Genomic DNA, 21408 nt, shown 5'->3' on the forward strand with positions numbered 1-21408 from the left:
AAATCGCCAAAAATAGAACATTTTCAGACCGCCGCTAACAAGTAAAGGCTGTCCAGTCACTCGGTGCAGGTGCCTATGTAAAAAAGCCCTATGTAATCGAGAAACTGGGACTGGCTGTAAAGAAAGAACTTGATCGGATCACATGAACACAGAGTGGGAAGAAAAAATGACAGATTTATTATTTTGCATCCCCCAGCTAACCATGAGCCATCACTGTAGGATCTTTGAGCTACCTGACCAGCCCACAGCAGCGGGGGGGGGAATGCTGGCCGATGAATTGTTTTAACTTGGCCTTGTCAGAGGTATCATAACCAAGCCAACTGAGAGCCCCATCAACCTCATCCGAAAAAACTTTCACCTTCAGATTGATTGTAGCTATTATCCGAGCAAACACTTCAGCGAACTGACCCAGTAAATCTGTGTTAACCAGAATTGCCAGCAGGAAGTCTCTATCTTTAGACCTATCCCTTTCAAGCGCAGCCATACGGATAAGCCCATTAACTGTTATGCTATCGGCGTTTCGGGTATGCCGAAAATCCAGCAACTCCCTAACATGATTCAGCTTTTTTGTTTCAACTTGAAAGGCCAGAATGTGGACAAGGTAATCATTATCATCAATGGTACCAGCAGCTTGAGAAAGGACAAAGTTGAGCTTTTCGTGTATGTGTCGTGTGAAGGACATTGTATTTCCATTTTGTTGCTGAGGGCTTAGAGGATGGAGCTATTTTAGCACCCTGAAACAGCGTTTTCAATCATATGGTTGTTTACTGATTACCGGCCTATAGTTGAACTGTTCACCACGCTCCATCTTCGATAGCATAACAAAAGCCACTTTCATCCATCACCATTGGTCTCTGAGCGCCACCTCCATCTTCAACAACGCCTGGGACGATCTCAAGGGCGAGGAAGTCGAATGTCCGAACTATCAAATCCACATTGGTTTGCCGGCGGGACTCGCCGCGGCATGAAATTGGATAAGAGCCATGTTCCGACCGCCTTTTATGAAGACCGGAAACAGGCAGAGGATGAACTATTTAGGCTTTCCGAGAAAGGTGAAGGATTCGCGCTGTTCGAATTGGCCGGCTATGTGGTTGAATCCCAGGTAACCGTTAGGGCCTGCCATATTGAACGACCTGATGATATACCATTTTAACGCGACGTAACCCAAGGGAGCAGGAACCTTATTCTGCCAGTATTTGACAGTGCCTTTTTTCTTGGATATTCTCAATATATCATCACTATTTATTTCCGAAAATTTCTTTGTTAAACTATTAAATAGGGGTGGTTAAAATGAAGCTTGTTATAGAGCCCAATAAAATAGAATGGTGGTTGTGGACTATTACATTGGCTTTAATCATTGCTGCCTTGTTAGGATGGCACCAAGGGTACTATTTGGTTATGATTATTAGTGCCGCACAGGTTTTATTCTTTTGGAATCGATTCAAAAGTTTTCTCGCTTTTGATACACAAGTAAGAATTGCGTATTTCGTATTTACCCTTATAGGTTTAATAAAAACAATTCGGTTTCCATTATACATCCTTCTGTTTATAGGCACCTTTATGGTTGTAGCCTTTAACCGTTGTGGAATTGCGATTGTTCTAAAAAAAATGCCATGGAATGAACGATAAATAGTTGATATCCAAGACGGTCAATTCTGACAAATTAAAAAAAATATTTCTATTGTGCACTAAAACTTACCGTGGGGAGTGCTACTACATTGAAAAGTTTCGGATTTGAATGGGTCTGCGATTCGGAAAAATAATCACAGCAGACCAAATCGTTGTGCTGCATCGCTAATTATGACAATATTTCGGCAAAAAATGGGGTAACACTTTTTCCGGTTTGCGGATGACGATCATCCGGTTTCTCTCCATCCATTTTCTGGCAGCCACGCGCCATGCGGTCGGATCGATTCCATTCTTGCCGGCGCGTGCAGAGATGTCAACGGCCAGATCGAAAATCCAGTCATAGGCCTCCTTTCGCTGACGTTTGGTGCGGCGCAATCGTGAAGAAGAAAAATAGGCACGGCAGGCATTCTTGCCGGACAGGCTGCGCCGGGGACGATGATTCCATGCATGGGCCGCGTTGTCCACTTGCAGTTCCAATTCCCGATCGGAGTCGGCCGCATGTTTCCATGTGCACAGCCAGGTTTTCAGTTCCCCCTGGCTGTGTTCGATAGCCCCGTTATAACTGGGGGTGTAATAGGGGCTGTTGATGGGGATGACCATGTGTTCCTCAAGAACGTCGTTGACCGAAGCGTGATTCAGGTTGCCGGCGTTGTCCCGCTTGATAAACAGCGGCGGACCGAACCGGCCGAAGTGCCGAGACAGGTGGCCGGCGATTTCCTCCCCGCAGGGCTCATAGGCGCTGGTCAGGGGAGCGAACTTATACCGGGAACACAGGTCCTGGACGTTCTGAACGTAACAATCCCGGTATTCCAGGCCGTCCATGGCCCAGGCCAGATCCGGCCGCAGCCACTTAGCCTGGCACTGGCAGGCGGCTTTATCCTTGTTTGTATCTGTGCGAACCGCTTTCACCATGGCGTTGAACTCCCGGCGCGAGATCCCATGCCGGCAGGCCTCGTACAAGTTGCCAGTGCCGGCCGTGCGCTTGCGGCCATGGGGCAAATCTTCAATCTGCTGTCTCAACGCACCCAGGTCGATGGGCTGGATTTTTTTAGCGCCCGGCTTTTGCACCGGCTTCCTGCCATCATGGATGCGCCGCTTCCAGCGCATGTAGCTGGGCAGGCTCACACGGGTCATGGGCACCAGCCGGGCTACCGGCACGCCGTATTCGGATTTTAAGGTTTCTATTTGGGCCACCATGTTTTTGATCTGCTCATTTTTTTTTCTTCCGGTCTTTGGACCGGATGCGAAGGTCGAAGGCGATGTCCTTTAAAATCAATTTCTGTTCGAGCAGTTCCTTCTCCCGGCGAAGGCTGGCCATCTGTTTTTCGAACATCGCCCGGGCCGGGGCTTCCTCCTTCTCCGGCCGGCCCGGCACCTGGTCGGACAGACCGTCGAGCAGCGCGGACAGCCCCCGCTGCTCCCATTTGTAATAGGTCTTACGGGACGCCCCCAGCTGCCTGGCCGCCGCGGCGGCCGTCATCAGACCGCAGCGCACCTTCATGATCAGTTGCGCCCGCAACCGGGCCTGGTCCTGCGGTTTTCTTTCCATAGGCTAATTGGCCTTGCTCTGGATGGTTTTCAGACGCTTTTCCAGTTTGACCAGGTTGCCGCCCGACAGCTTCCTGTCGATCAGTTTCTGCAGCCGGGGAGGCAGTTCCCGGGTCGTCTGGGGCCGTTTGGGAGACAAGGCGGCGAGCATCCCCTCCATGGCCTGGTTCTGCCATTGATCCAACAGCGCCCAGCTGACCGACATCTCCCGGCAGACCTGGGTCATTTTCTTGGTTTCCGTCCAGACGGACAGTACGGCGGTGATTTTCTCTTTCGGGTCGAATACCCGGCGGGTTCGCGTTTTCATGAGGGGAGTCCTTTCCGGCATCGTAGACCAGTTCTTTTTCATCGTCCACCAGCATCTTGACCTTGCCCTTTTCGGCGCGGATCACCACGCTCTGGTCCCCCAGGCGGCCCACCATGTAAAACGGGTCGCGGGGTTTGCCCCTAAGGGCCAGTTCCAGGGCGTTCTCCTCCACGCCTTGTTCCAGGGTTTGCTTCAGGGCCGTATCGATCTCGAAGAACCGGTCGGCCGGACATAGGCCGCCGATGCCCTGATGCGGGCGCTTGTAGTTGTAATACTTGACCCAGAAGGCGATCCGGCCGGCGGCATCTTCGTAGCTGGTGAACTGGGCCCGCTGCAAAAACTCGCTCAGGATGCTTTTCCAGAAGCGTTCGATCTTGCCCAGCGTCATGGGATGGTGCGGACGGGACCGGATGTGCTTGACCCGATCCTTGGCAAGCTCCTTTTCGAAGCGGGTGGTGCCCCGCCAATTGGTGTATTGTCGGCCGTTGTCGGTGAGCATCTCCTTGGGCACGCCGTATTCGCCTACGGCCCGGCGATAGGTCTCGATGACATTCTCCGCGGTCTGGCTGCGGTAAAATCCCAGGCCGATGATATACCTGCTGTAGTCATCCAGATACCCGATCAGGTAGGCGTTTTTACCCGCCAGGCGAAAGGTCAGGATATCGCTCTGCCACATCTGGTTGGGCCGGGCCCGTTCGAAGAAGCGGGGCTTGGCCGGATTCTTTTTGGGCTTTGTTTTGACCGGGGTGGCAAGCCCCTGGTCCCGCAGGGTGCGCTGCACCGTACTGGGGCTGGTCCGGACCAGGAAAAACCGCTTGAGAGTATCGGCAATGCGCCGGATCCCGTAACCCGGATGTTCCTTCTTCAGATCGACGATGCTCTGGGTGACGGCGGCCGGCAGCTTCGATCCGGATGGTTTGTGAACCTTGTTCAACAGGCCCTGTTCCCCGTGCTGCCGATACCGCTTACACCATTTGTAAACGCTGTAATCGCTGATGCCGAACTGCTCGGCAATCAGGGGCGCCGGGTATCCGTCCTCCAGGTACAACTTCACCACTTTGAGGCGTAGTTCGAAAGGGTATGGTGCCGCGGATCGCCCCCGCTTGCCCCTTTTCTGCGGTTTTCTTTTGCGGTGAGTTCCCATGAATAACACTCCTTTCTCCTTGTTTTCTAGTTACCGGAGTGTTACCCATTTTTTGCGAAATCAGATTGTCAGAAATTGGAAATTAGGACAGGAGTTATCAGCAAATTGTGTTGTCTAATGTAACTTGGAAAACACCCTAAGTAGGCCGCAACGCTTCATCAATTATAAGGCAGAATCAGAAATGAGTCTGCCTTTTTTGATTACCGCCAAATTCCTGCATTTTGGGTGCCTATTACGTGTGATCTCCGAATGTAACCATAAGCTACTGTAGAATTTTAGGATGTTGGGATTATTGATAGGTTTCCCATGTCTCGCCTGACTTGGGATTAGTAAATGGATACATTGCATTTCGACAGGGTCCGAAAACGTGTATTTTTGTCTATCGGACAATAATGAGTGTGATCTATGCAGGTGACCTGCAATTTACATCGAAGAATAGATATAGGAATCCATTGCATTCGGATAAATAAAGAAGGGCCATTTCTGGCCCTGTCTTCATGTGGTAAGCATTCTTAATTATTTACTATGATACATAAAAAATTGATCAGAATTACTTTAGAATTGCCTCTAATTGATGTCCATCGGTCTGATAGGGTATTCCTTGCTGCTCAGCTATGACTTCAAATGATTCGAGTTGACTGCCTTGCAATATAGAACCAACCCCATTCAGCAATTGCAGATCACCATTATAGAATAACATCAATGCAAAGCCCGCCAATGCTTCGTCGACGGTAAACTGACAATGTCCATAACGATTGATGGTTATGTTGATATGCTCCGATAAAAGTGATCCATTGTTCAACGACTTTAAATTGTATAGGAATTCATGGAAGTATGGCACCTGCTGGTCTTTTGTCGTATGCATTGTGATCAGCGGTATTTCTAAATAACCGCTTGTATTATAAGAGTCTTCCATTTCATTTAGTGCTTCCGTGTCCGCTTTGAAACGTTTCACACGCCAGTTCAGTCTGAAATCATTTGCAGATCCGGAATACCATTTCAGGTGATTATCAAACGGCCAACCGCCAAGATGTTCTTCGGCATCCTGTAAGTTGAGTATCGCATATCTCAGGACGTCTTTTGCTGAATTCAGCATCGTGTCCATCGGATCGGCGGTGTCATAGGGTAATCTGGCAACTCTAATCCATTGTAATGATTTATTTGTGTCGACCAATAACAATGGTACTATTTTATCATCGAAATAGTCATCCCACTCATCCGGCTCAATTATTCCATAAACACCATCTTCATACACATTATTGAATCTTCCGTACCCGGGAATCTGATTCGGGAAAAAATACTCGAATGTCACTCTGGCATCGCCAAGATAGTTGATCTGATACGGGAAATCTCCAACCGGACCGCATAGAGCACATCCGGCGTCAAAAACATCCGGATAATTCTCGGCTAAAAGCGCTGTGATCAAGCCACCTTCTGAAGCACCGACAATATATACCTGTTCCGTCGGATCTTCATCCTCCATAACATCAGCGATATAGTCATTAAACTTTTCGACAAGGTCAAGAATGTCCGCCACCCCCTCTGGAACCGCAAGTCCTGTTCGGCTATAACTGTTTGTGGCAAAAGCAAACCCCATTCCTGTCAATAAATCTGGGATGCAGACACCGTCAAAACACAGTTGATCCAAAGGAATCCCGACATCAGTACCGGCATCCTGAAATCCATGTGCCCAAATCACCAATCTTTCATTCCACGGCACCCCTTGAGGGGGCATTACAATGCAATATTCTCCAAGGCCTTGTTTGCCAGATACTGTGCAATTAAGTGTGTACTCGCCATATGCTGTCCCATACAGCGATACAAGAATGGTCACTGAAAATAAAAACCAACGCATTGAAATTCTTAATGGTTTCATAGTCCCTCCCTTTGTGGTTTGTTATTTTTTGTTGTAATAATTTTTTTCTGGAAAAGGATTCATCATCCTTAAGCAATTGTTACTTAAATAAGGTGGGGTTATTGCCAAATTGAGATCAAAAGAAATACCATGGAGAGGGATTGCCGATATCAGAACAAATCAGGTTTTATCAGTAGCCGATCAACTCAATTTTAGTGGTGTCCCCATTGATTTTTCACCTGATCCACAGGTCAAACTTCAAGGAAAACCAGTCTTATTTTTTCAGCAGGATAGAAAAATTTGAGCCTGAGCTATCAATAGGAAACTTCAGATAAGCGCAATTTCATATAGGATCAAGCCGGAGTTGAGATTTAAATGCCACAGGCGGAAGAGCCTGATTTAAAAAATTACCAAATGCAGAAGGTTGTGTCAAATATTAATCTGTAAAAACGATCAGTTGCATACCACAAAGTGGCAATTTATAGCTTGGCGGTAGGGACAATTTTAATGGGTAGCCAATGTGATGATAGATTGAGTCCCTTACCTAAAAGCACCCATCGTCAAATGTTGCAAATAGATGGTTCTGGCAGGTCAGTCGGAATTCCGGTCAAAATAAAGATACGTAAATGGGTATCTGTAAAATAATAGGATGTCAATAAGTTGCGATTACTCCAACTCATCACCAACCATACATACCAAATTTCAACATCCGCAGTTACCGCAAATACGTTACTTGTTGAGATCCGCTGAGAGACTATTTCCCCCCTACCGCCATCCGACTAATCAACCCATCTTTTCGCGCGCTGCCCCGGGTAGTCCCATGATAATAAGCCGCAGCCGTGACGGTCATCGTCCCCAGCGAGCCGACCAGTGAATATACGATGGCCTTTTTGGCCTCCGGCAGGGGAGTCCCGAACACAGAGGCGATGCCCGGGGCCACGGCCCGCACCAATTGTTTCCAGTCGAATGCCATCGGTCGTCTCTCCTTGATTAAAAATGCTCATAAATGGTTAGATGAGCCAGATTGATTCCGATCATCTCCGCCATGAATGCCTTGAACGTGTCCCCCGAATTAAGGACCGCCCTGAAGAGGCCTACAACCAGCTGCGCCTTAACGCCATGGTCAATGGTCGGAGCCATTTTCTCGAATGGTTCGAAACGTACAACGACGAATGGGTGGAATTCTTCGACGAAATGGCTTGCGATGGTCCTACGGGTTTGGTCGACATCATCGTGAATCTCCACGACCTGCTGAAAACGTCCATGGAATTCGCTGAATCCGTTGGTTTCATCGATCAATGGATTGAAACTGGATCCGGCCGGCTGGACGATTATCTCAATTGGCTGGCCACCTACAATATCAGCGATGAAGTGGAACCGGAAAACAAGGGCCTGCAGATCATGACCATCCACGCGGCCAAGGGGCTCGAATTCCCATCGGTGATCATTGCCGGCTGCAACGAGGGCATCTTGCCGAGCCCTCACGCAATCAAGGCCGGCAATTTCGAGGATGAACGGCGCTTAATGTATGTGGCCATCACCCGGGCCCGTGACAATCTCATGCTGACGATCCGGCCCGAGGCAAAGGAATACCATGGAAAAGTCATGGTCAACCCTGAAAGCCGGTTTGTTAATGAGGCTTTAAGGGATTAGCGAGGCAATCACGAATTGACACTTTCGGCAGCCATACAGTATTCTTTCGGGTTAAACCTACCTGGGGGGATATATCTCATGCCGACGCTATGGGGAAGCGTATCGTTTAACCGGCAGCAAGGGGCATGGTGCCTGCGCGGAACATGGCAGGGGCAGCGCCTTTATTATTCCGAGTATTACACAGCCATCGGTCCAAAAACGTGCGAGACTGAGCATGAGGCCAAGTTGCTGCAGTCCTTCATATCCAATGAAATTGCCAACGGCACGTTTGACCCGCGGCGATACAAAAAAACCAAACCCATCCACCTGAAAAAGTATGCCGATGCCTGGCTTGAACGGATAAGGCCAACCATCGAAAAGGGTACCTATGATCCCTACCGGGCAGCCATAAAATGGATAAAAGAAATCCTTGGCGATGTGTTCCTTTCTGATCTGAACTACAACCATTATATAAAGCTGTGGACCGAGATAAAACTTTCCAAAAAATACCGCAAAAACATCCTGACCACCATGTACGCTATGATGGAGGATGCACGCCGGTCCGGTGATGTGAAACAGGTCCCTGAAAAGATAGTCTTCAAGGGCAAATTCTCTATACCCAAAAAACTCAAGGAGGGTGTCGACCGTTCCACTCAGGAGAAAATCATCGACCAGATACCGGCCAGGCACCGGCCCATATTCCAATTTTTGGCCATCACAGGCGTTAGGCCATCGGAAGCCAGGGCTTTAAGGAAAAAGGACATTTACCGCGAACGGGGAATTATCAAGATCAAAGTCGCGTTTGGCAGGGATGGCAAGGTCAAAGAAGTCAAGCAGAAAGAGGAACGGGAAATCCCCTTCTATGAAGCCCTGATTGATGTATTCTCAGCGGCTCAGCTATCCATATCTGAATTCGTATTCATCAACCCCGATACCGGCAAGCCCTACTCCAAAAACATCAACCGCGATATTTTCAATCCAGCTGCAAAACGGGCAGGCGTGAGCATCAAACTGAACAACTTCGGCCGGCACAGTTGGGGCCAACAAATGCCCGACAAAGGCATCGATTTCAACATCATTTCGAAAGGCCTCGGTCACTCATCCGTTGAAACCACCAAGTCTCACTATGCGGATCCAAGCATGCAAGTTTTGAAGAGTGCTGTTGATGGTGACAGGGTGGTTAAAATCGATCGGGCGAAAGGCGAGTAGTGTTGCTATTCATTTGCAGATCATTACCACTTTTTTCAGACATTAACCTACCGAATTTATTGGGAATGAGTGGCGGAGAGGGTGGGATTCGAACCCACGATCCCGCTTTTGGCAGGATACCGCTTTTCGAGAGCGGGGCCTTCAGCCGCTCGGCCACCTCTCCTTTCCCCTCACTGGCACCAGCATAAAGAAGCAACCGATATCCTTTTTGCGCTTTGTTTGTCAACCCTCAAGTTTCTCTTTGGCAAAGATTGGCAGGCCACCCAAAAAAACACACCAAGGATTATTCTTGAACTGATAAGGTTACTTATAGTATTGAATTCGATTCGGCATCCGACTTGTCTAAAAAAGAAAGGATATGCTTAGCAATGGCTACCGTTAAGCCCTTCAGGGGCGTTCTCTATAATCCGGAAAAAATTCCGGACAGTGCAACTGTCACGACACCGCCTTATGATGTAATTTCACCAGACGAGCAGGCGTCCTTTTATGAAAGGCACCCCAACAATGTCATCCGCCTGATTCTGGGGCGGGCCAAAACGAGTGACAGCGCCAAGGACAATCCCCACACCCGGTCGGCAGGCTTTTACCGGCAATGGATTTCGGAAGGCATCCTCAGACAGGATGACCAGCCGGCCCTGTATCTCAAGTCCATTACCTACGTCCACGAAGAAAAAACCATTACCCGCTATGGTTTGATTGCGCTGGTCGGCCTCGAACCATTCGAAAAACGCATCATTCTCCCTCATGAGAAAACTTTTTCGAAAGTCCGGTCCGAAAGACTCGAGTTGATGAAGGCCACCCATTGCAACTATTGCCCGATCTTCTCATTGTACCCGGATGACGGCGGCCTTTTGAGCTCTCTCGAACAGGCCGTTGACAAATCCGCACCCCTCATTGATTTTAGGGACGATCAGGGCCACAGGCACCAGTTGTGGCGAATCCTCGATCCGAAGATTCACCGCCGGGTAGCCACGGCGATGCAAGACAAGCGGCTGTTTATCGCCGACGGCCACCACCGCTACGAAACCGCCTTGAACTTCAGAAAATATCTTAAGGAAACGGATCCCTCCTTCAGCGACCGGCATCCGGCCAACACCGTCCTGATGTACCTGTGCAGCATGAGCGATCCGGGATTGATCATTCTTCCCGCCCACCGCCTCCTTAAGGCGGTCAGCGCTGAGGACCTGCAAAAGGCGATGGCAAAATTCCGGACTTACTTCGAGGTTACCGAACACCCCTTTGCGCCTGGCGATCGCCAACGGGTTGAACGAGAATTTCTGGTTGCCCTCAACGATGCGGAAAACCGGCAGTGTATGGGGATCTATGCCCACCAATCGCCGATTTTCTATTTGCTGACCCTCAAGTCCGGCGTCATGGACCAACTGTTTGCTGATGAATTGGATGCATCGCTGCGGCTGCTGGATGTAACCGTGCTGACCCGCCTGGTGTTTATGAAAATTCTGGGATTTGACCAGATGCGACTGGACAACGAACAGCTTATCGGTTACGCCAGCACGGCGGATAAGGCGCTGCAGTCAATCGATAACGGCACCTATGATGTGGCATTTATCCTCAATCCCACCCGGATCGAACAAGTTCAAGAGGTCGCCCAGAAAGGATTGATCATGCCCCGAAAATCTACATACTTCTATCCAAAAGTGAAATCGGGGCTGGTAATGCACACACTAATGGAATAGGCAATCTTCCAGGCTATCCCGTCCGGCACCTCCCATGCCGCAATTCGGGTCGCTCAAGCGGAGAACATTGTTTCAACGGCGCGGGTATATGTACCATCCTCATGGTAAAGGAAAAGCGGCGGGCCGGCTTCAAGCCCCGGTCGCCCGCCCTTGATCCCGGAAACCGCAACCAACCGGGCCGGCGACGTCGATTTGGAGTGGATCATCGTCAAATTTTTGGGCTCAATACCCGACGACCGCATGGCCGCCACAAGATCCACGGCTCGAACGGATGGGTAAATAATGGAAAACCGTCCGGACCTTCGCAGCATTCGCCGGGCAGTCAGCAATACCGTTTCCAGGTCGACCTTCAATTCATGCCGCGCCACGGCCTTCTGACTGTCGGCATTAATCCTGCCGCTGTCCAGTTTTCGGTAGGGCGGGTTGGTCACTACCAGGTCAACCGGTCCACCGATATCCGCCAGTGACAAATGTCCAATATCCTTGTCCACAATACCGACCCGGTCGGCTACGCGGTTGTCCGCCACATTCTGTCGGGCCAGTCGGGATAGAGAGGGTTGGATCTCTACGCCAATCACTCGGATTTCCGGATGCCGGAACGCCAGCATAATGGGAATCACACCGCAACCGGTTCCCAGGTCCAGTACGGTCTCACCGGGCGCCGGACAGACCAGATGGGAAAGGATCACCGCATCAATAGAGAACCGGTAGCCTGAGCCTGGTTGATTCAGGACGATGGTGCCATTAAAAAAATGATCGCGGGTCAGCAGTTCCATGGTACGAATTATCTCCCCTGGCTCAATGAGTTTGCAGCAGGCAACGTAAAGTATGTTCACAACGGCGCACATCAGGCGACAAAGGGGCAGCCGGCAAGCCGGTGCCCGGTTCGGGGGAGTGTTACATCAGACCGACTTTGAATTTAATATCCTCGATCCGTTCGCTTTGAAGGCCGTGGTTCAGCTTTCCCAGGAGTTCTGCTTTCAAAAACTGCAGCTGATGGAGCCACGCGGAACTGGACACATGCACCAACAGAAGCGATCCCTTGACGGCAAAGGGTTTTGCATTGTCTGAAATCGGCGGCCCCACCACTTTTTCCCACACATGGACCAGTTGCAGTATACCTCCACCGCTGTCGGACCGGCATTGATCGAGAATGGATTCCAGCACTCGGCCAATGGGTGTGAACGTGCTGTTCGGCGGACGTTTTTTCTCCATGCCGGATCGATCTCCTCTACAACTACGGTAAAACAGCATTGCACAATGATTGGGCCATATAATTTGGTATAGAAACAGTCCTCCCGGAAGTCAACACAAACCCACAGCATTCGGTTCGAAGTGAACCAGATGGGTGCTGGCCTTTGATTTCCCTTGACTTAGCAGGATGTCAATCTTAAATTACCTTACATTTGAAAATCGTCTAGGGCCAGCTATAATTCATCTTTCCGCCAACCGTCAAATTCCACCCGGCATAGATGGGCGTTACTTTTCGACACAATAAGGCGATGAGTAAGCCCATCGATCCTGAAAGCGGCGGCAAGAACCATGTTAGCATCACCACTACACAAGGATAAAAAATGGCTTGGGATTGGGAAAAGTTAAACCGCCAGCACCAACAACAACCTGGCGGCGTTCCTCCGCAAATGGATGATATCATTAATCAGTTGAAAAAAATCAGGCCTCCGGGCGGTTCGATGCTGATTATTGTTGTCATCGCCGTACTGATGATCGGTTACTCTGTCTTTTTTACCATCGAGTCCGGTTCGGTTGGGGTTGTTCAGCGATTCGGCAAGTTTGTCCGGATCGCCGAACCGGGTCCTAACTTCAAAATGCCCTTCGGCATCGAGAAAGTTACCAAGGTTCGCCAGGACCGCGTCTACAAGGAAGAGTTCGGCTTCCAGTCCGATCGTAACGAAAATGATGGCGGGTATGTTTCGGCCTCGGACACGGCCAACATTTCCCTGATGCTCACCGGCGACCTGAACGTGGCGGTCGTGCCGTGGATCGTTCAATACAAAATCAAGGATCCATACAACTACCTGTTCAAGGTAAAAGATGCCAACGGCCTGCTGCGCGACCTTTCTGAATCCAGCATGCGACTGGTGGTCGGGGATAGAAGCATCAACGAGGTGATCACTAAACGCGATGAAATCGCCGTAGAGGCGCAGCGGGTCCTTCAGGAGGAACTGGACCAATGGGAGACGGGGATCAACGTGGTCACCGTTGAGATGAAAAAAACCAATGTGCCCACACCGGTGCAAGCCTCTTTCAATGAAGTCAACCAGGCCACGCAGGAAAAAGAGAAGATGATTTACCAGGCCCGCGAAGACTACAACAAAGCTATTCCGGCTGCCAAGGGTGAGGCGGAACGCACCATCAAAGCCGCCGAAGGCTATTCGCTGGACCGGGTCAACCGGGCCCAGGGTGATGCGGCCCGGTTCAAGGACCTCTATAAGGAATATGCCAAGGCCAAAGACGTGACCAAGCGGAGGCTGTATCTGGAGTCGCTGAAGGAACTGCTGCCCAAGATCAGCCGGAAATTCATCGTGGATGCCGACCAGAAGAACGTTCTGCCTCTCTTGAACCTCGGAAACAGCGGTGGTGAAACAAAATGAAAGCAAAAATATTGCTGGCTATCGCCGGTGCGCTGGTATTGATACTGTTTATCTGTGCTTATACCGTGGATGAAACCGAACAGGTCGTGGTCACCCGTTTCGACAAAGTCCAACGAACGGTGACAACACCGGGACTCAATTTCAAACTTCCGGTTATCGAAAAAGCGCTGGTTTTTCCTAACAACCTTCAGGAATGGGATGGGGACCCTGGGCAGATCCCCACCAAGGACAAAACCTACATCTGGGTGAACACCTTTGCCCGCTGGAAGATCGTTGACCCCGTCCTTTTTTTCAAGACGGTGGGATACGTAAGCCGCGCTCAGCAGCGGCTGGACGAAATCATCGACCCCACGGTTAGAAACTTCATCACCTCCAACCGCCTTATCGAAGCGGTTCGAAACAGCAACCGCGAATTGGACACCTTCGAGGATCTGGGCGATGGGACAGATCAGGAAACGGAGAAAGACAAACCAGTCAGATTTTCTCAGGTGTTTGTCGGCCGCGACAAGATCGACACCGGCATCCTGAATCAGGCCAAGCCCAAACTGTCCAATTTCGGCATCGAACTGGTCGATGTCAAGATCAAACGGGTCAACTATGTCGAAGAAGTCAGGAAATCCGTCTACGACCGGATGATTGCCGAGAGAAAACAGATTGCCCAAAAATTCAGGTCCGAAGGAAAAGGAGAAGCCCAGAAAATCCTGGGTGAAAAGGAGCGGGAATTGAAGCGCATCGAGTCGGAAGCCTACCGAACCGCCCAGGAGGTTAAGGGTAAGGCAGATGCGGAATCGACGAAGCTCTATGCGGAAGCATACGGGCTGGATCCTGAATTTTATTCCTTCGTGAAAACGCTGGAAGTCTACAACGAGGCGCTCTCCGAAAACAGCTCGATTATTCTGTCAACGGACTCTGAGATCTTCAAATACATGAAGGGTTACGAGGGGAATACGGTGGGAAGGCCTTAGCGACATTTTAATCAAAAGGAAACAAAAGCACCGACGCGCGTGGTGTCGGTGCTTTTTATTGGTGTCCATCACAGAAGGCCGAAGGTATCATTATTTACCCTTTCTTCTCTGATGCCGCGTGCGGGCCAACAGCTTTCGGTGCTTATGCTTGCGCATCTTTTTTCTTCTTTTCTTGATCACGCTGCCCAACTGATCACCCCCATTCATATTAGAGTATCTGGATAAACCCGTTCTTTTATACCATCGCACTTTTGTTGTCCATATTTTTTTGATTTCCATCGACGATCAGCCCCCATAGGAGGAGACAGGAAGTTCGACGTCTCAAAATCATGAACGAAACGGTCTTTTTCTGTCACCGCCCCGCCTGATTAAGCCATTGATCCTTGAAAAGGGGTATGCTACAGGAATTTCATGAAAAAAAAGACTGTCATCTCCACATTCAGGGACGATGAATTGACGATTGTCAACAATGCCGTGGCCATGGCCGAGGAGTTGGTCAGCAACCATTATAAAATGTCGTCAACCCAGTGGCTGCGCCCTAAATTCGATGTCAAAACCCTTGCCGACCTGGCCGAGGATGAAATCGTCAACGGCCCCTTTGCCCAAATCATTCGATACGAAGGCAAACTGAAAAATGGGGTGTTGGGATCCAGCACATATGACTTCTATAAAATCTGCATTCAGGATCATGCGATCCTTGAAATCCTCAGGAAGCGTCCGGAAATCGCACTTTCCCCGTTCGCCCTGTATGTGGTCACCCATGAGTTGGTCCATATCGTTCGTTTCAGCCGTTTTCTCCAAAATTTTAATGCCAGCGATATGGAAAAACTCATCGAAGAGCGTCGGGTACACGGGATCACCCACGACATTCTCGATCCTGTGAAGGCCCATGGACTAGGTGCTGTGCTTGATTATTACCGCACTTGGCGCACCCCCTTCGACGGTTTAAAAACCATCCCCTGATTTTCGTCTGCATTTTCTTGACAAGCACGAAAAGTGACATATATTAGTGCAGTCAATTCGACTGAATATCCAATTTTATTTAATTTTTGCACTATGTTACAGGGGAGATAGAACCATGCCGCTCTACGAATACCAATGCACGGAGTGCGGAGAAATCGAAGAGGCGATCCAGAAATTTTCAGACGCCCCGTTAACCACTTGCAGGCATTGCTCGGGAAAGCTGAACAAACTGATTTCCCAGAGTAGCTTTCACCTTAAAGGAACCGGTTGGTATGTAACGGATTATTCCAAGAAAACAGCGGCTGCAGCCGACAGCAAAAATCCTGAATCAACAACGGTCGCCGATAAGAAAAGCAGCACCGGCGGTTCGGACGCCAAAACAACGAAGGCCGATGATTGATTGCCCGGCTCCGAATGACAAGCGCTCGGTATCATCCAATGGCATCGATGATTAAAGCGGCAGTGGAAAAAAAGAGACTCGTGGTTCCCCCATATAAAAAATAACATCCACTCTTTACAAATCATGACGTGTGATTAGATTATTGAATCTTTCGTTTTCCTGAAAAAAATCAGCATATGCGATGACATTTGTTAAACGTCAGGTTACGTGGACCGACCTATTTTAAATAGTTGTGAGGCTTTGCTTTTTTTAGGTGTTCAACACAAGTTCAAAACAAAAAAAGGAGAGAAGGAAAAATGAAACTCAGACCATTGCAGGATCGAATTCTGGTGCAGCGCGTCGAAGAAGAGACCACAACCAAAGGTGGCATTATCATCCCGGACACCGCCAAGGAAAAACCGGCTGAGGGGAAAGTTATGGCTGTAGGAAATGGCAAAGTGGGTGATGACGGCAAGCGTGTGGCACTGGAGATCAAGGTCGGCAACCGGATTCTTTTCGGAAAGTACTCCGGCACTGAAGTAAAAATCGACGGTGAAGAGTATCTCATTATGCGTGAAGACGACGTGCTCGGCGTCATTGAGTAACAAATATTCCACTAACGTTAGACAGGGAGGTTATGAAACATGGCTGGTAAAGTAATTAAATATGATATGAAAGCCCGCGAAGCAATGCTCAACGGCGTCAAGGCGCTTGCCGATGCAGTGGTTGTCACCTTAGGCCCCAAGGGCAGAAACGTCGTTATCGATAAATCATGGGGATCGCCCACCGTGACCAAAGACGGCGTCACCGTAGCCAAGGAGATCGAACTGGAAGACAAGTTCGAAAACATGGGCGCCCAGATGGTCAAGGAAGTGGCCAGTAAAACCAGTGATATGGCTGGAGACGGAACCACCACCGCAACCGTTCTCGCCCGTGCCATCTATGAAGAAGGCCAGAAGCTCGTCGCTGCAGGTAACAACCCCATGGCCATCAAACGCGGCATCGACAAGGCTGTTGAAGTAGCCGTCAAAGAGCTTCACAAGATGAGCAAACCGACCAAGGATCAGCGTGAGATTGCTCAGGTGGGAACCATTTCCGCCAACAATGACGAAACGATCGGCAACATCATCGCCGAGGCCATGAACAAAGTCGGCAAAGAAGGTGTCATCACCGTTGAAGAAGCCAAGGGCATGGAAACCACCTTGGACGTGGTTGAAGGTATGCAGTTCGACCGCGGCTACCTCTCCCCCTATTTCGTAACCGATCCCGAGAAGATGGTAGCGTCTCTGGAAGATCCCTTCATTCTGATCAATGAGAAAAAAGTCAGCAACATGAAAGATCTGCTGCCGGTACTCGAGCAGGTGGCCAAGATGGGCAAGCCGCTGATTATCATCGCCGAAGATGTTGACGGCGAAGCGCTGGCGACCCTGGTCGTTAACAAGTTGCGCGGCACCCTTCAGGTGGCTGCCGTCAAAGCCCCCGGGTTCGGTGACCGAAGAAAAGCCATGCTGGAAGACATTGCCATTCTCACCGGCGGTCAGGTGGTTTCCGAAGACCTTGGAATCAAGCTGGAGAGCCTGACCCTGGCAGATTTGGGAAAGGCCAAACGCATCTCAATCGATAAAGACAACACCACCATCGTTGATGGTGCCGGAGCGCGTTCCGCACTGGAGGGTCGTGTCAAACAGATCCGTGCGCAGATCGAGGAGACCACCTCCGACTATGACCGGGAAAAATTGCAGGAGCGTTTGGCCAAATTGATCGGTGGTGTGGCCGTGATCAATGTCGGGGCAGCCACCGAAACCGAAATGAAAGAGAAAAAAGCCCGCGTTGAAGACGCACTCAATGCGACCCGCGCTGCGGTCGAAGAGGGCATCGTCCCCGGCGGTGGCGTTGCCTTGGTCCGCACGCTTCCCGCACTGGACAAAATAAAAATCAAAGCCGACCAGAAATTGGGTGTCAAGGTGGTCATGCGGGCCATTGAAGAGCCGCTGCGCCGCATCGCCTCCAACGCCGGCTACGAAGGCAGTGTCGTTATCGATAAGGTGAAAAACGCCGAAGGTGCGATGGGCTACAATGCGGATACCAACACCTATGAAGATCTCATCGCAGCCGGTGTTATCGACCCCACCAAAGTGGTTCGCTTCGCGCTTCAGAACGCAGGCAGCGTGGCGTCGTTGATGCTGACTACCGAAGCCATGATTGCTGACAAGCCCGACGACAAATCAGCTGACCCGATGGCTGGCGCCGGCGCCGGCGGCATGGGCGGAATGGGCGGAATGGGCGGAATGGGCGGAATGATGTAGCCAATCTCCCTGCGCCACCCCTCGAACAAACGGAAAAGCCTCCGCATGGTTGATCATGCGGGGGCTTTTGTTTTCCTCCACTGCCATGTAAACTCTTGACAACACGCCATTAATCAGGTTACTGAAATCAAAATAAAAGTTGCAATAGATACATCTATGACACCCAAAAGATGAGGTATCTGATGAATTGCAGAATGAATTCAACCGTTCTTTTTTCCGTTTTTCTGCTCCTGTCCCTGCTCTTTTCAGTGCCGTCAACGGCAGCGGACAAAATTGATGTGGTCGAAAGCGAGACGGGGTTTTATTACACCATCCAGAAAGGTGATACCCTCTGGGATCTGTCAAAACACTTTAACGATTCTCCCTGGCTGTGGCCGGAACTGTGGGAAGGAAACGATCAGATTACCAATCCTCACTGGATCTTCCCCGGCGAACGGATCCGCCTTTACAAAAAATCAGGTTCTCAGGCCATTACGCAAACCGATGTTGTCCAGCCGGTAGCCGTTGCGCCTGTAAAACCCGTAAAGGGGGAAAAAACAGCTGCACCGTTTTTCATGTACACGTCCATGGACCGTGTCGGATTTATCAGGAATCCCCCCGTATCTCCCTCGGGTACTATTTTTGAAGTCGAAGGAAGAAAAACCCTGATCAGCGAGGGGGATACGGTTTATATTCATCCTGCAGACCGTGCCGCAGAAGGAATTCTCATTCCCGGAAGCCGGCATACTGTTTTCAGGTATATGAAACCGACGGAGGAACGCGATTCAACCGAAACCATTGGAACCCAGCATTATATTCTGGGCATCGTGGAAGTGACAAAAAAAGAGCCGGATATGGTCCTTGCAAAGGTTCTGAAGTCCTTTCGACCCATTCGGGTGGACGATCTGCTGATGCCGTTCAGCCAGCGGAATTCCAAAATTGATCTGAAACCGAGCGTCCCCGGTATCGATGGACAAATTATCATCTCTGAAGATCATACAGATTTAACCGGTGACTATATGCTGGCTTTTATCGATAAGGGGCGCACGGACAACATCCAAGTCGGCCAGCAATACAGCATTTACAGTAAAAAGAAAATAGTCCTGGAAAAGAATGGGATCAACGCAAAAAACCTGCCTCCTGTTGACTTTGGCACCCTTCTCGTCCTGCATACAGAGCAGACCACCTCTACGGTAATTATTACCAGTGCTGCAAAAGCCATCGTCCCGGGAGAACGATTCAGAACGCCGATCAATTAAAAACAGCCAACCTGAAATAATGCCGGAAGATAACGCCTGCCCCTCCGGGGCAGGCGTTTTTTTTTATGCGTCTAAGGGGAAACAGCTTAATCATCACCCAAAATCGCTGCTGGAGGTGACGCGAAGTACTTCCTGATAGGTGGTGATGCCCTCCATCAGTTTCTCAATGGCGCTCTCGCGCAGGGAGGACATACCCTCCGCCCGTGCCGTTTCCGTCAGGGCAGCCAGATCAGCGTCCGGTACGGTCTGGGCTTTGACGGCATCGGAATACGGAAGCACCTCATGGATGGTGGTTCTTCCCTGATAACCGGTGCCTCTGCATTTCTGGCACCCTTTGCCATGGAACAGAGAGAGGATACCCGATTTTCCGGTTTCCAGCCCCAATGCCTGGAGTTTGGCCGCGTCTATTTCAATGGGCGCCTTGCAGGCATTGCATATTTTTCGAACCAGCCGCTGAGAAAGAATACCCCTGAGCGTCGCCTGGATCAGAAAGGACGGAACCCCCAGATCCATCATCCGGACAATCGATGACGGGGCATCGTTGGTGTGCAGGGTCGACATCACCAGATGCCCGGTAAGCGCCGCCTGGATGGCGTTTTCCGCCGTTTCCAGGTCCCTGAGTTCTCCAATCATGATAATATCGGGATCCTGCCTGAGAATGTTGCGCATAATCGACCCGAAGGTAATTCCCACCTGGGGCCTGACGGCAATCTGATTGAAATCTTCATGCACCATTTCTATGGGATCTTCAACAGTGGTGACATTGACCTTCGTGGTGCTGATTTTCCTGAGTGTGGAGTACAGCGTGGTGGATTTCCCGCTGCCCGTGGGACCGCAAACCAGAACCAGGCCGTGGGGATGGGAAATGATCTGGTTGTACTTTTGCATATCCACCGATGAAAAACCCAGACACTCGAGATCCTGGAACAATACATCCGGATCCATAATCCGCATGACCACCTTCTCACCGAAGGCCACGGGAACGGTGGAGACGCGAATCTCCACTTCCACGTCTTTCTTGCCGGTCTTGATGCGCCCATCCTGGGGCCGTCGCTTCTCGGCCATGTCCAACCCGGCCAGGTTCTTGATCCGACTGATAATTGCCGAGTGGACATTTTTGGGCAGCTTATAGACCGTGTGCAAAACCCCGTCAATCCGCATTCTGACCAGGCTGACTTCCCGCTTGGGTTCGATATGAATGTCACTGGCCTTCTGGTCGAATGCATAAATAAACAGGTGATTGACGGCATTGACCACGTGATGGTCGGTGGGCGGCAGCTCGTCTGCGGTCTTAAGTTGGGTATACCGCTCCAGATTGCCCAGGTCCACAACGGGCCCGGAAAACTGATGTTCGGCCGCCGCAATGGATCGTTTAAAGCCAAAAAACTCTTCGATCAGCTTGATGATGTCCGAGCGGGGGCTCACTACGACGTTGACCTGCATCTGGCAGGCGCGGGTGATATCCTCGAACACTTCGAGGTTAAACGGATTCGGTGTGGCTACGGTAAGTTTTCCCTGGCTGACCCCCACAGGCAAAACCAGGTGGTTTTTAGCAAATGAGATGGGGATGGTCGTGGTGACGACATTCAGGTCAAGCTTCAGGGGATCGACCTTGACAAAGGGAATTCCCCAGCCTTCCGCAAGGGTATGGAAAATGGTGTCTTCATCCAGAATTTTGGACGGGTCATCTTTGCGCTTCAGGTTCAGGGCCACGATGGCATCGATAAAAATAAACGGCTTGTCCCGATTCTCATTGACTGTGGCCTCGCCTTGGTTGACGCGGCGCCGCTCGAACTGTTTGATCAGTTCAAAACGGTTGCCGTAAAGGTCCCGTGCCTGCTGGAACGATATCAAGCCCTTTTTCTCAAGTGCAGAAAGGAGGTGTTTCTCCGACAGTTGATCGCTCACGTGAATATCCCCCCGC

Annotated in this window: 23 protein-coding genes, 1 tRNA gene and 1 pseudogene; 13 read left to right on the top strand and 12 right to left on the bottom strand. The window is 50.3% G+C overall.

The genetic code is table 11. The features are described 5' to 3' along the window. Positions 1-229: 229 nt before the first annotated feature. The gene (locus ACHZBS_RS00995) at positions 230-682 is read right to left on the bottom strand and encodes a hypothetical protein (protein WP_319404674.1); all 453 of its coding nucleotides are present in this window, start codon (positions 680-682) and stop codon (positions 230-232) included. 231 nt (positions 683-913) lie between these two features. Here ACHZBS_RS00995 and ACHZBS_RS01000 point away from each other — a divergent pair, with 231 nt between their 5' ends. Continuing rightward, positions 914-1153 (top strand): hypothetical protein, encoded by a 240-nt coding sequence (locus ACHZBS_RS01000; protein ID WP_319404675.1) that lies wholly within the window; start codon positions 914-916, stop codon positions 1151-1153. 137 nt (positions 1154-1290) lie between these two features. Next, a complete protein-coding gene (locus tag ACHZBS_RS01005) occupies positions 1291-1629 on the top strand; it encodes a hypothetical protein (RefSeq protein WP_319404676.1) in 339 nt (112 codons plus the stop codon). Between the two features lie 165 nt (positions 1630-1794). On the opposite strand, the gene ACHZBS_RS01010 is transcribed toward ACHZBS_RS01005, so the two are convergent. The 5 genes and pseudogenes from ACHZBS_RS01010 to ACHZBS_RS01030 form a co-directional block, all read right to left on the bottom strand. Next, positions 1795-2826, bottom strand: coding sequence for a hypothetical protein (locus ACHZBS_RS01010; protein WP_319404677.1), 1032 nt, complete (start codon positions 2824-2826; stop codon positions 1795-1797). A gap of 13 nt (positions 2827-2839) precedes the next feature. Beyond that, positions 2840-3109: a leucine zipper domain-containing protein gene (locus ACHZBS_RS01015; RefSeq protein ID WP_319404678.1), complete on the bottom strand. Its 270-nt coding sequence runs from the start codon at positions 3107-3109 to the stop codon at positions 2840-2842. A gap of 72 nt (positions 3110-3181) precedes the next feature. Beyond that, positions 3182-3526, bottom strand: a complete 345-nt coding sequence (locus ACHZBS_RS01020; RefSeq protein ID WP_394708030.1) for a transposase — start codon at positions 3524-3526, stop codon at positions 3182-3184. Between the two features lie 184 nt (positions 3527-3710). Next, a pseudogene (locus ACHZBS_RS01025) lies at positions 3711-4628 on the bottom strand (IS481 family transposase); the annotation flags it as partial. A gap of 550 nt (positions 4629-5178) precedes the next feature. Further along, positions 5179-6504: a hypothetical protein gene (locus ACHZBS_RS01030; RefSeq protein WP_319404680.1), complete on the bottom strand. Its 1326-nt coding sequence runs from the start codon at positions 6502-6504 to the stop codon at positions 5179-5181. A gap of 109 nt (positions 6505-6613) precedes the next feature. Between ACHZBS_RS01030 and ACHZBS_RS01035 the strand changes: the two genes are divergently transcribed. Continuing rightward, complete coding sequence (locus ACHZBS_RS01035; protein WP_319404681.1) at positions 6614-6787, top strand: hypothetical protein; 174 nt, start codon at positions 6614-6616, stop codon at positions 6785-6787. A 450-nt stretch (positions 6788-7237) separates the two neighbouring features. Here the strand turns inward: ACHZBS_RS01035 and ACHZBS_RS01040 are convergent, their stop codons facing one another. Beyond that, positions 7238-7456 (bottom strand): hypothetical protein, encoded by a 219-nt coding sequence (locus ACHZBS_RS01040; protein WP_319404682.1) that lies wholly within the window; start codon positions 7454-7456, stop codon positions 7238-7240. 41 nt (positions 7457-7497) lie between these two features. Between ACHZBS_RS01040 and ACHZBS_RS01045 the strand changes: the two genes are divergently transcribed. Together ACHZBS_RS01045 and ACHZBS_RS01050 are read left to right on the top strand one after the other, a co-directional pair. After that, positions 7498-8136 carry a 3'-5' exonuclease gene (locus ACHZBS_RS01045; protein ID WP_319404683.1) on the top strand — a complete coding sequence of 213 codons (639 nt, stop codon included), beginning with the start codon at positions 7498-7500 and terminating at the stop codon, positions 8134-8136. A 78-nt stretch (positions 8137-8214) separates the two neighbouring features. Continuing rightward, on the top strand, positions 8215-9324 hold the full coding sequence (locus ACHZBS_RS01050) for a site-specific integrase (protein ID WP_319404684.1): 1110 nt from the start codon (positions 8215-8217) through the stop codon (positions 9322-9324). A 70-nt stretch (positions 9325-9394) separates the two neighbouring features. Here ACHZBS_RS01050 and ACHZBS_RS01055 read toward each other — a convergent pair. Next, a tRNA-Ser gene (locus tag ACHZBS_RS01055) sits at positions 9395-9487 on the bottom strand. A 205-nt stretch (positions 9488-9692) separates the two neighbouring features. Here ACHZBS_RS01055 and ACHZBS_RS01060 point away from each other — a divergent pair. Then, positions 9693-11021 (top strand): DUF1015 domain-containing protein, encoded by a 1329-nt coding sequence (locus tag ACHZBS_RS01060; RefSeq protein ID WP_319404685.1) that lies wholly within the window; start codon positions 9693-9695, stop codon positions 11019-11021. 53 nt (positions 11022-11074) lie between these two features. Here the strand turns inward: ACHZBS_RS01060 and ACHZBS_RS01065 are convergent, their stop codons facing one another. Together ACHZBS_RS01065 and ACHZBS_RS01070 are read right to left on the bottom strand one after the other, a co-directional pair. Continuing rightward, entirely contained in the window at positions 11075-11797 is a 723-nt protein-coding gene (locus ACHZBS_RS01065; protein WP_319404686.1) for a methyltransferase, read from the bottom strand. Between the two features lie 121 nt (positions 11798-11918). Then, complete coding sequence (locus ACHZBS_RS01070; RefSeq protein ID WP_319404687.1) at positions 11919-12236, bottom strand: DUF721 domain-containing protein; 318 nt, start codon at positions 12234-12236, stop codon at positions 11919-11921. A 476-nt stretch (positions 12237-12712) separates the two neighbouring features. Here ACHZBS_RS01070 and hflK point away from each other — a divergent pair, with 476 nt between their 5' ends. Continuing rightward, positions 12713-13633: an FtsH protease activity modulator HflK gene (hflK, locus tag ACHZBS_RS01075; RefSeq protein WP_319404688.1), complete on the top strand. Its 921-nt coding sequence runs from the start codon at positions 12713-12715 to the stop codon at positions 13631-13633. Then, positions 13630-14598 (top strand): protease modulator HflC, encoded by a 969-nt coding sequence (gene hflC, locus ACHZBS_RS01080; RefSeq protein WP_319404689.1) that lies wholly within the window; start codon positions 13630-13632, stop codon positions 14596-14598. Before hflK ends, hflC begins: the two co-directional genes overlap by 4 nt. Before the next feature lie 90 nt (positions 14599-14688). Here the strand turns inward: hflC and ACHZBS_RS01085 are convergent, their stop codons facing one another. Continuing rightward, positions 14689-14787, bottom strand: a complete 99-nt coding sequence (locus ACHZBS_RS01085; RefSeq protein ID WP_073474648.1) for a 30S ribosomal protein bS22 — start codon at positions 14785-14787, stop codon at positions 14689-14691. Between the two features lie 222 nt (positions 14788-15009). Here ACHZBS_RS01085 and ACHZBS_RS01090 point away from each other — a divergent pair, with 222 nt between their 5' ends. The 5 genes from ACHZBS_RS01090 (at position 15010) to ACHZBS_RS01110 (ending at position 19484) form a co-directional block, all read left to right on the top strand. After that, complete coding sequence (locus ACHZBS_RS01090; RefSeq protein WP_319404690.1) at positions 15010-15561, top strand: hypothetical protein; 552 nt, start codon at positions 15010-15012, stop codon at positions 15559-15561. Between the two features lie 115 nt (positions 15562-15676). After that, a complete protein-coding gene (locus ACHZBS_RS01095; RefSeq protein ID WP_319404691.1) occupies positions 15677-15961 on the top strand; it encodes a zinc ribbon domain-containing protein in 285 nt (94 codons plus the stop codon). A 296-nt stretch (positions 15962-16257) separates the two neighbouring features. Continuing rightward, positions 16258-16545: a co-chaperone GroES gene (gene groES / locus ACHZBS_RS01100; protein ID WP_319404692.1), complete on the top strand. Its 288-nt coding sequence runs from the start codon at positions 16258-16260 to the stop codon at positions 16543-16545. Between the two features lie 39 nt (positions 16546-16584). After that, positions 16585-18246, top strand: a complete 1662-nt coding sequence (gene groL, locus ACHZBS_RS01105; protein ID WP_319404693.1) for a chaperonin GroEL — start codon at positions 16585-16587, stop codon at positions 18244-18246. Between the two features lie 194 nt (positions 18247-18440). Further along, positions 18441-19484: a LysM domain-containing protein gene (locus tag ACHZBS_RS01110; RefSeq protein ID WP_319404694.1), complete on the top strand. Its 1044-nt coding sequence runs from the start codon at positions 18441-18443 to the stop codon at positions 19482-19484. A gap of 93 nt (positions 19485-19577) precedes the next feature. Here ACHZBS_RS01110 and ACHZBS_RS01115 read toward each other — a convergent pair whose 3' ends face one another. Continuing rightward, positions 19578-21392, bottom strand: a complete 1815-nt coding sequence (locus ACHZBS_RS01115; protein WP_319404695.1) for a GspE/PulE family protein — start codon at positions 21390-21392, stop codon at positions 19578-19580. Positions 21393-21408: the final 16 nt, after the last annotated feature.

The sequence above is a fragment of the uncultured Desulfosarcina sp. genome (assembly GCF_963664155.2).
In the GTDB taxonomy this organism is placed as follows: domain Bacteria; phylum Desulfobacterota; class Desulfobacteria; order Desulfobacterales; family Desulfosarcinaceae; genus Desulfosarcina.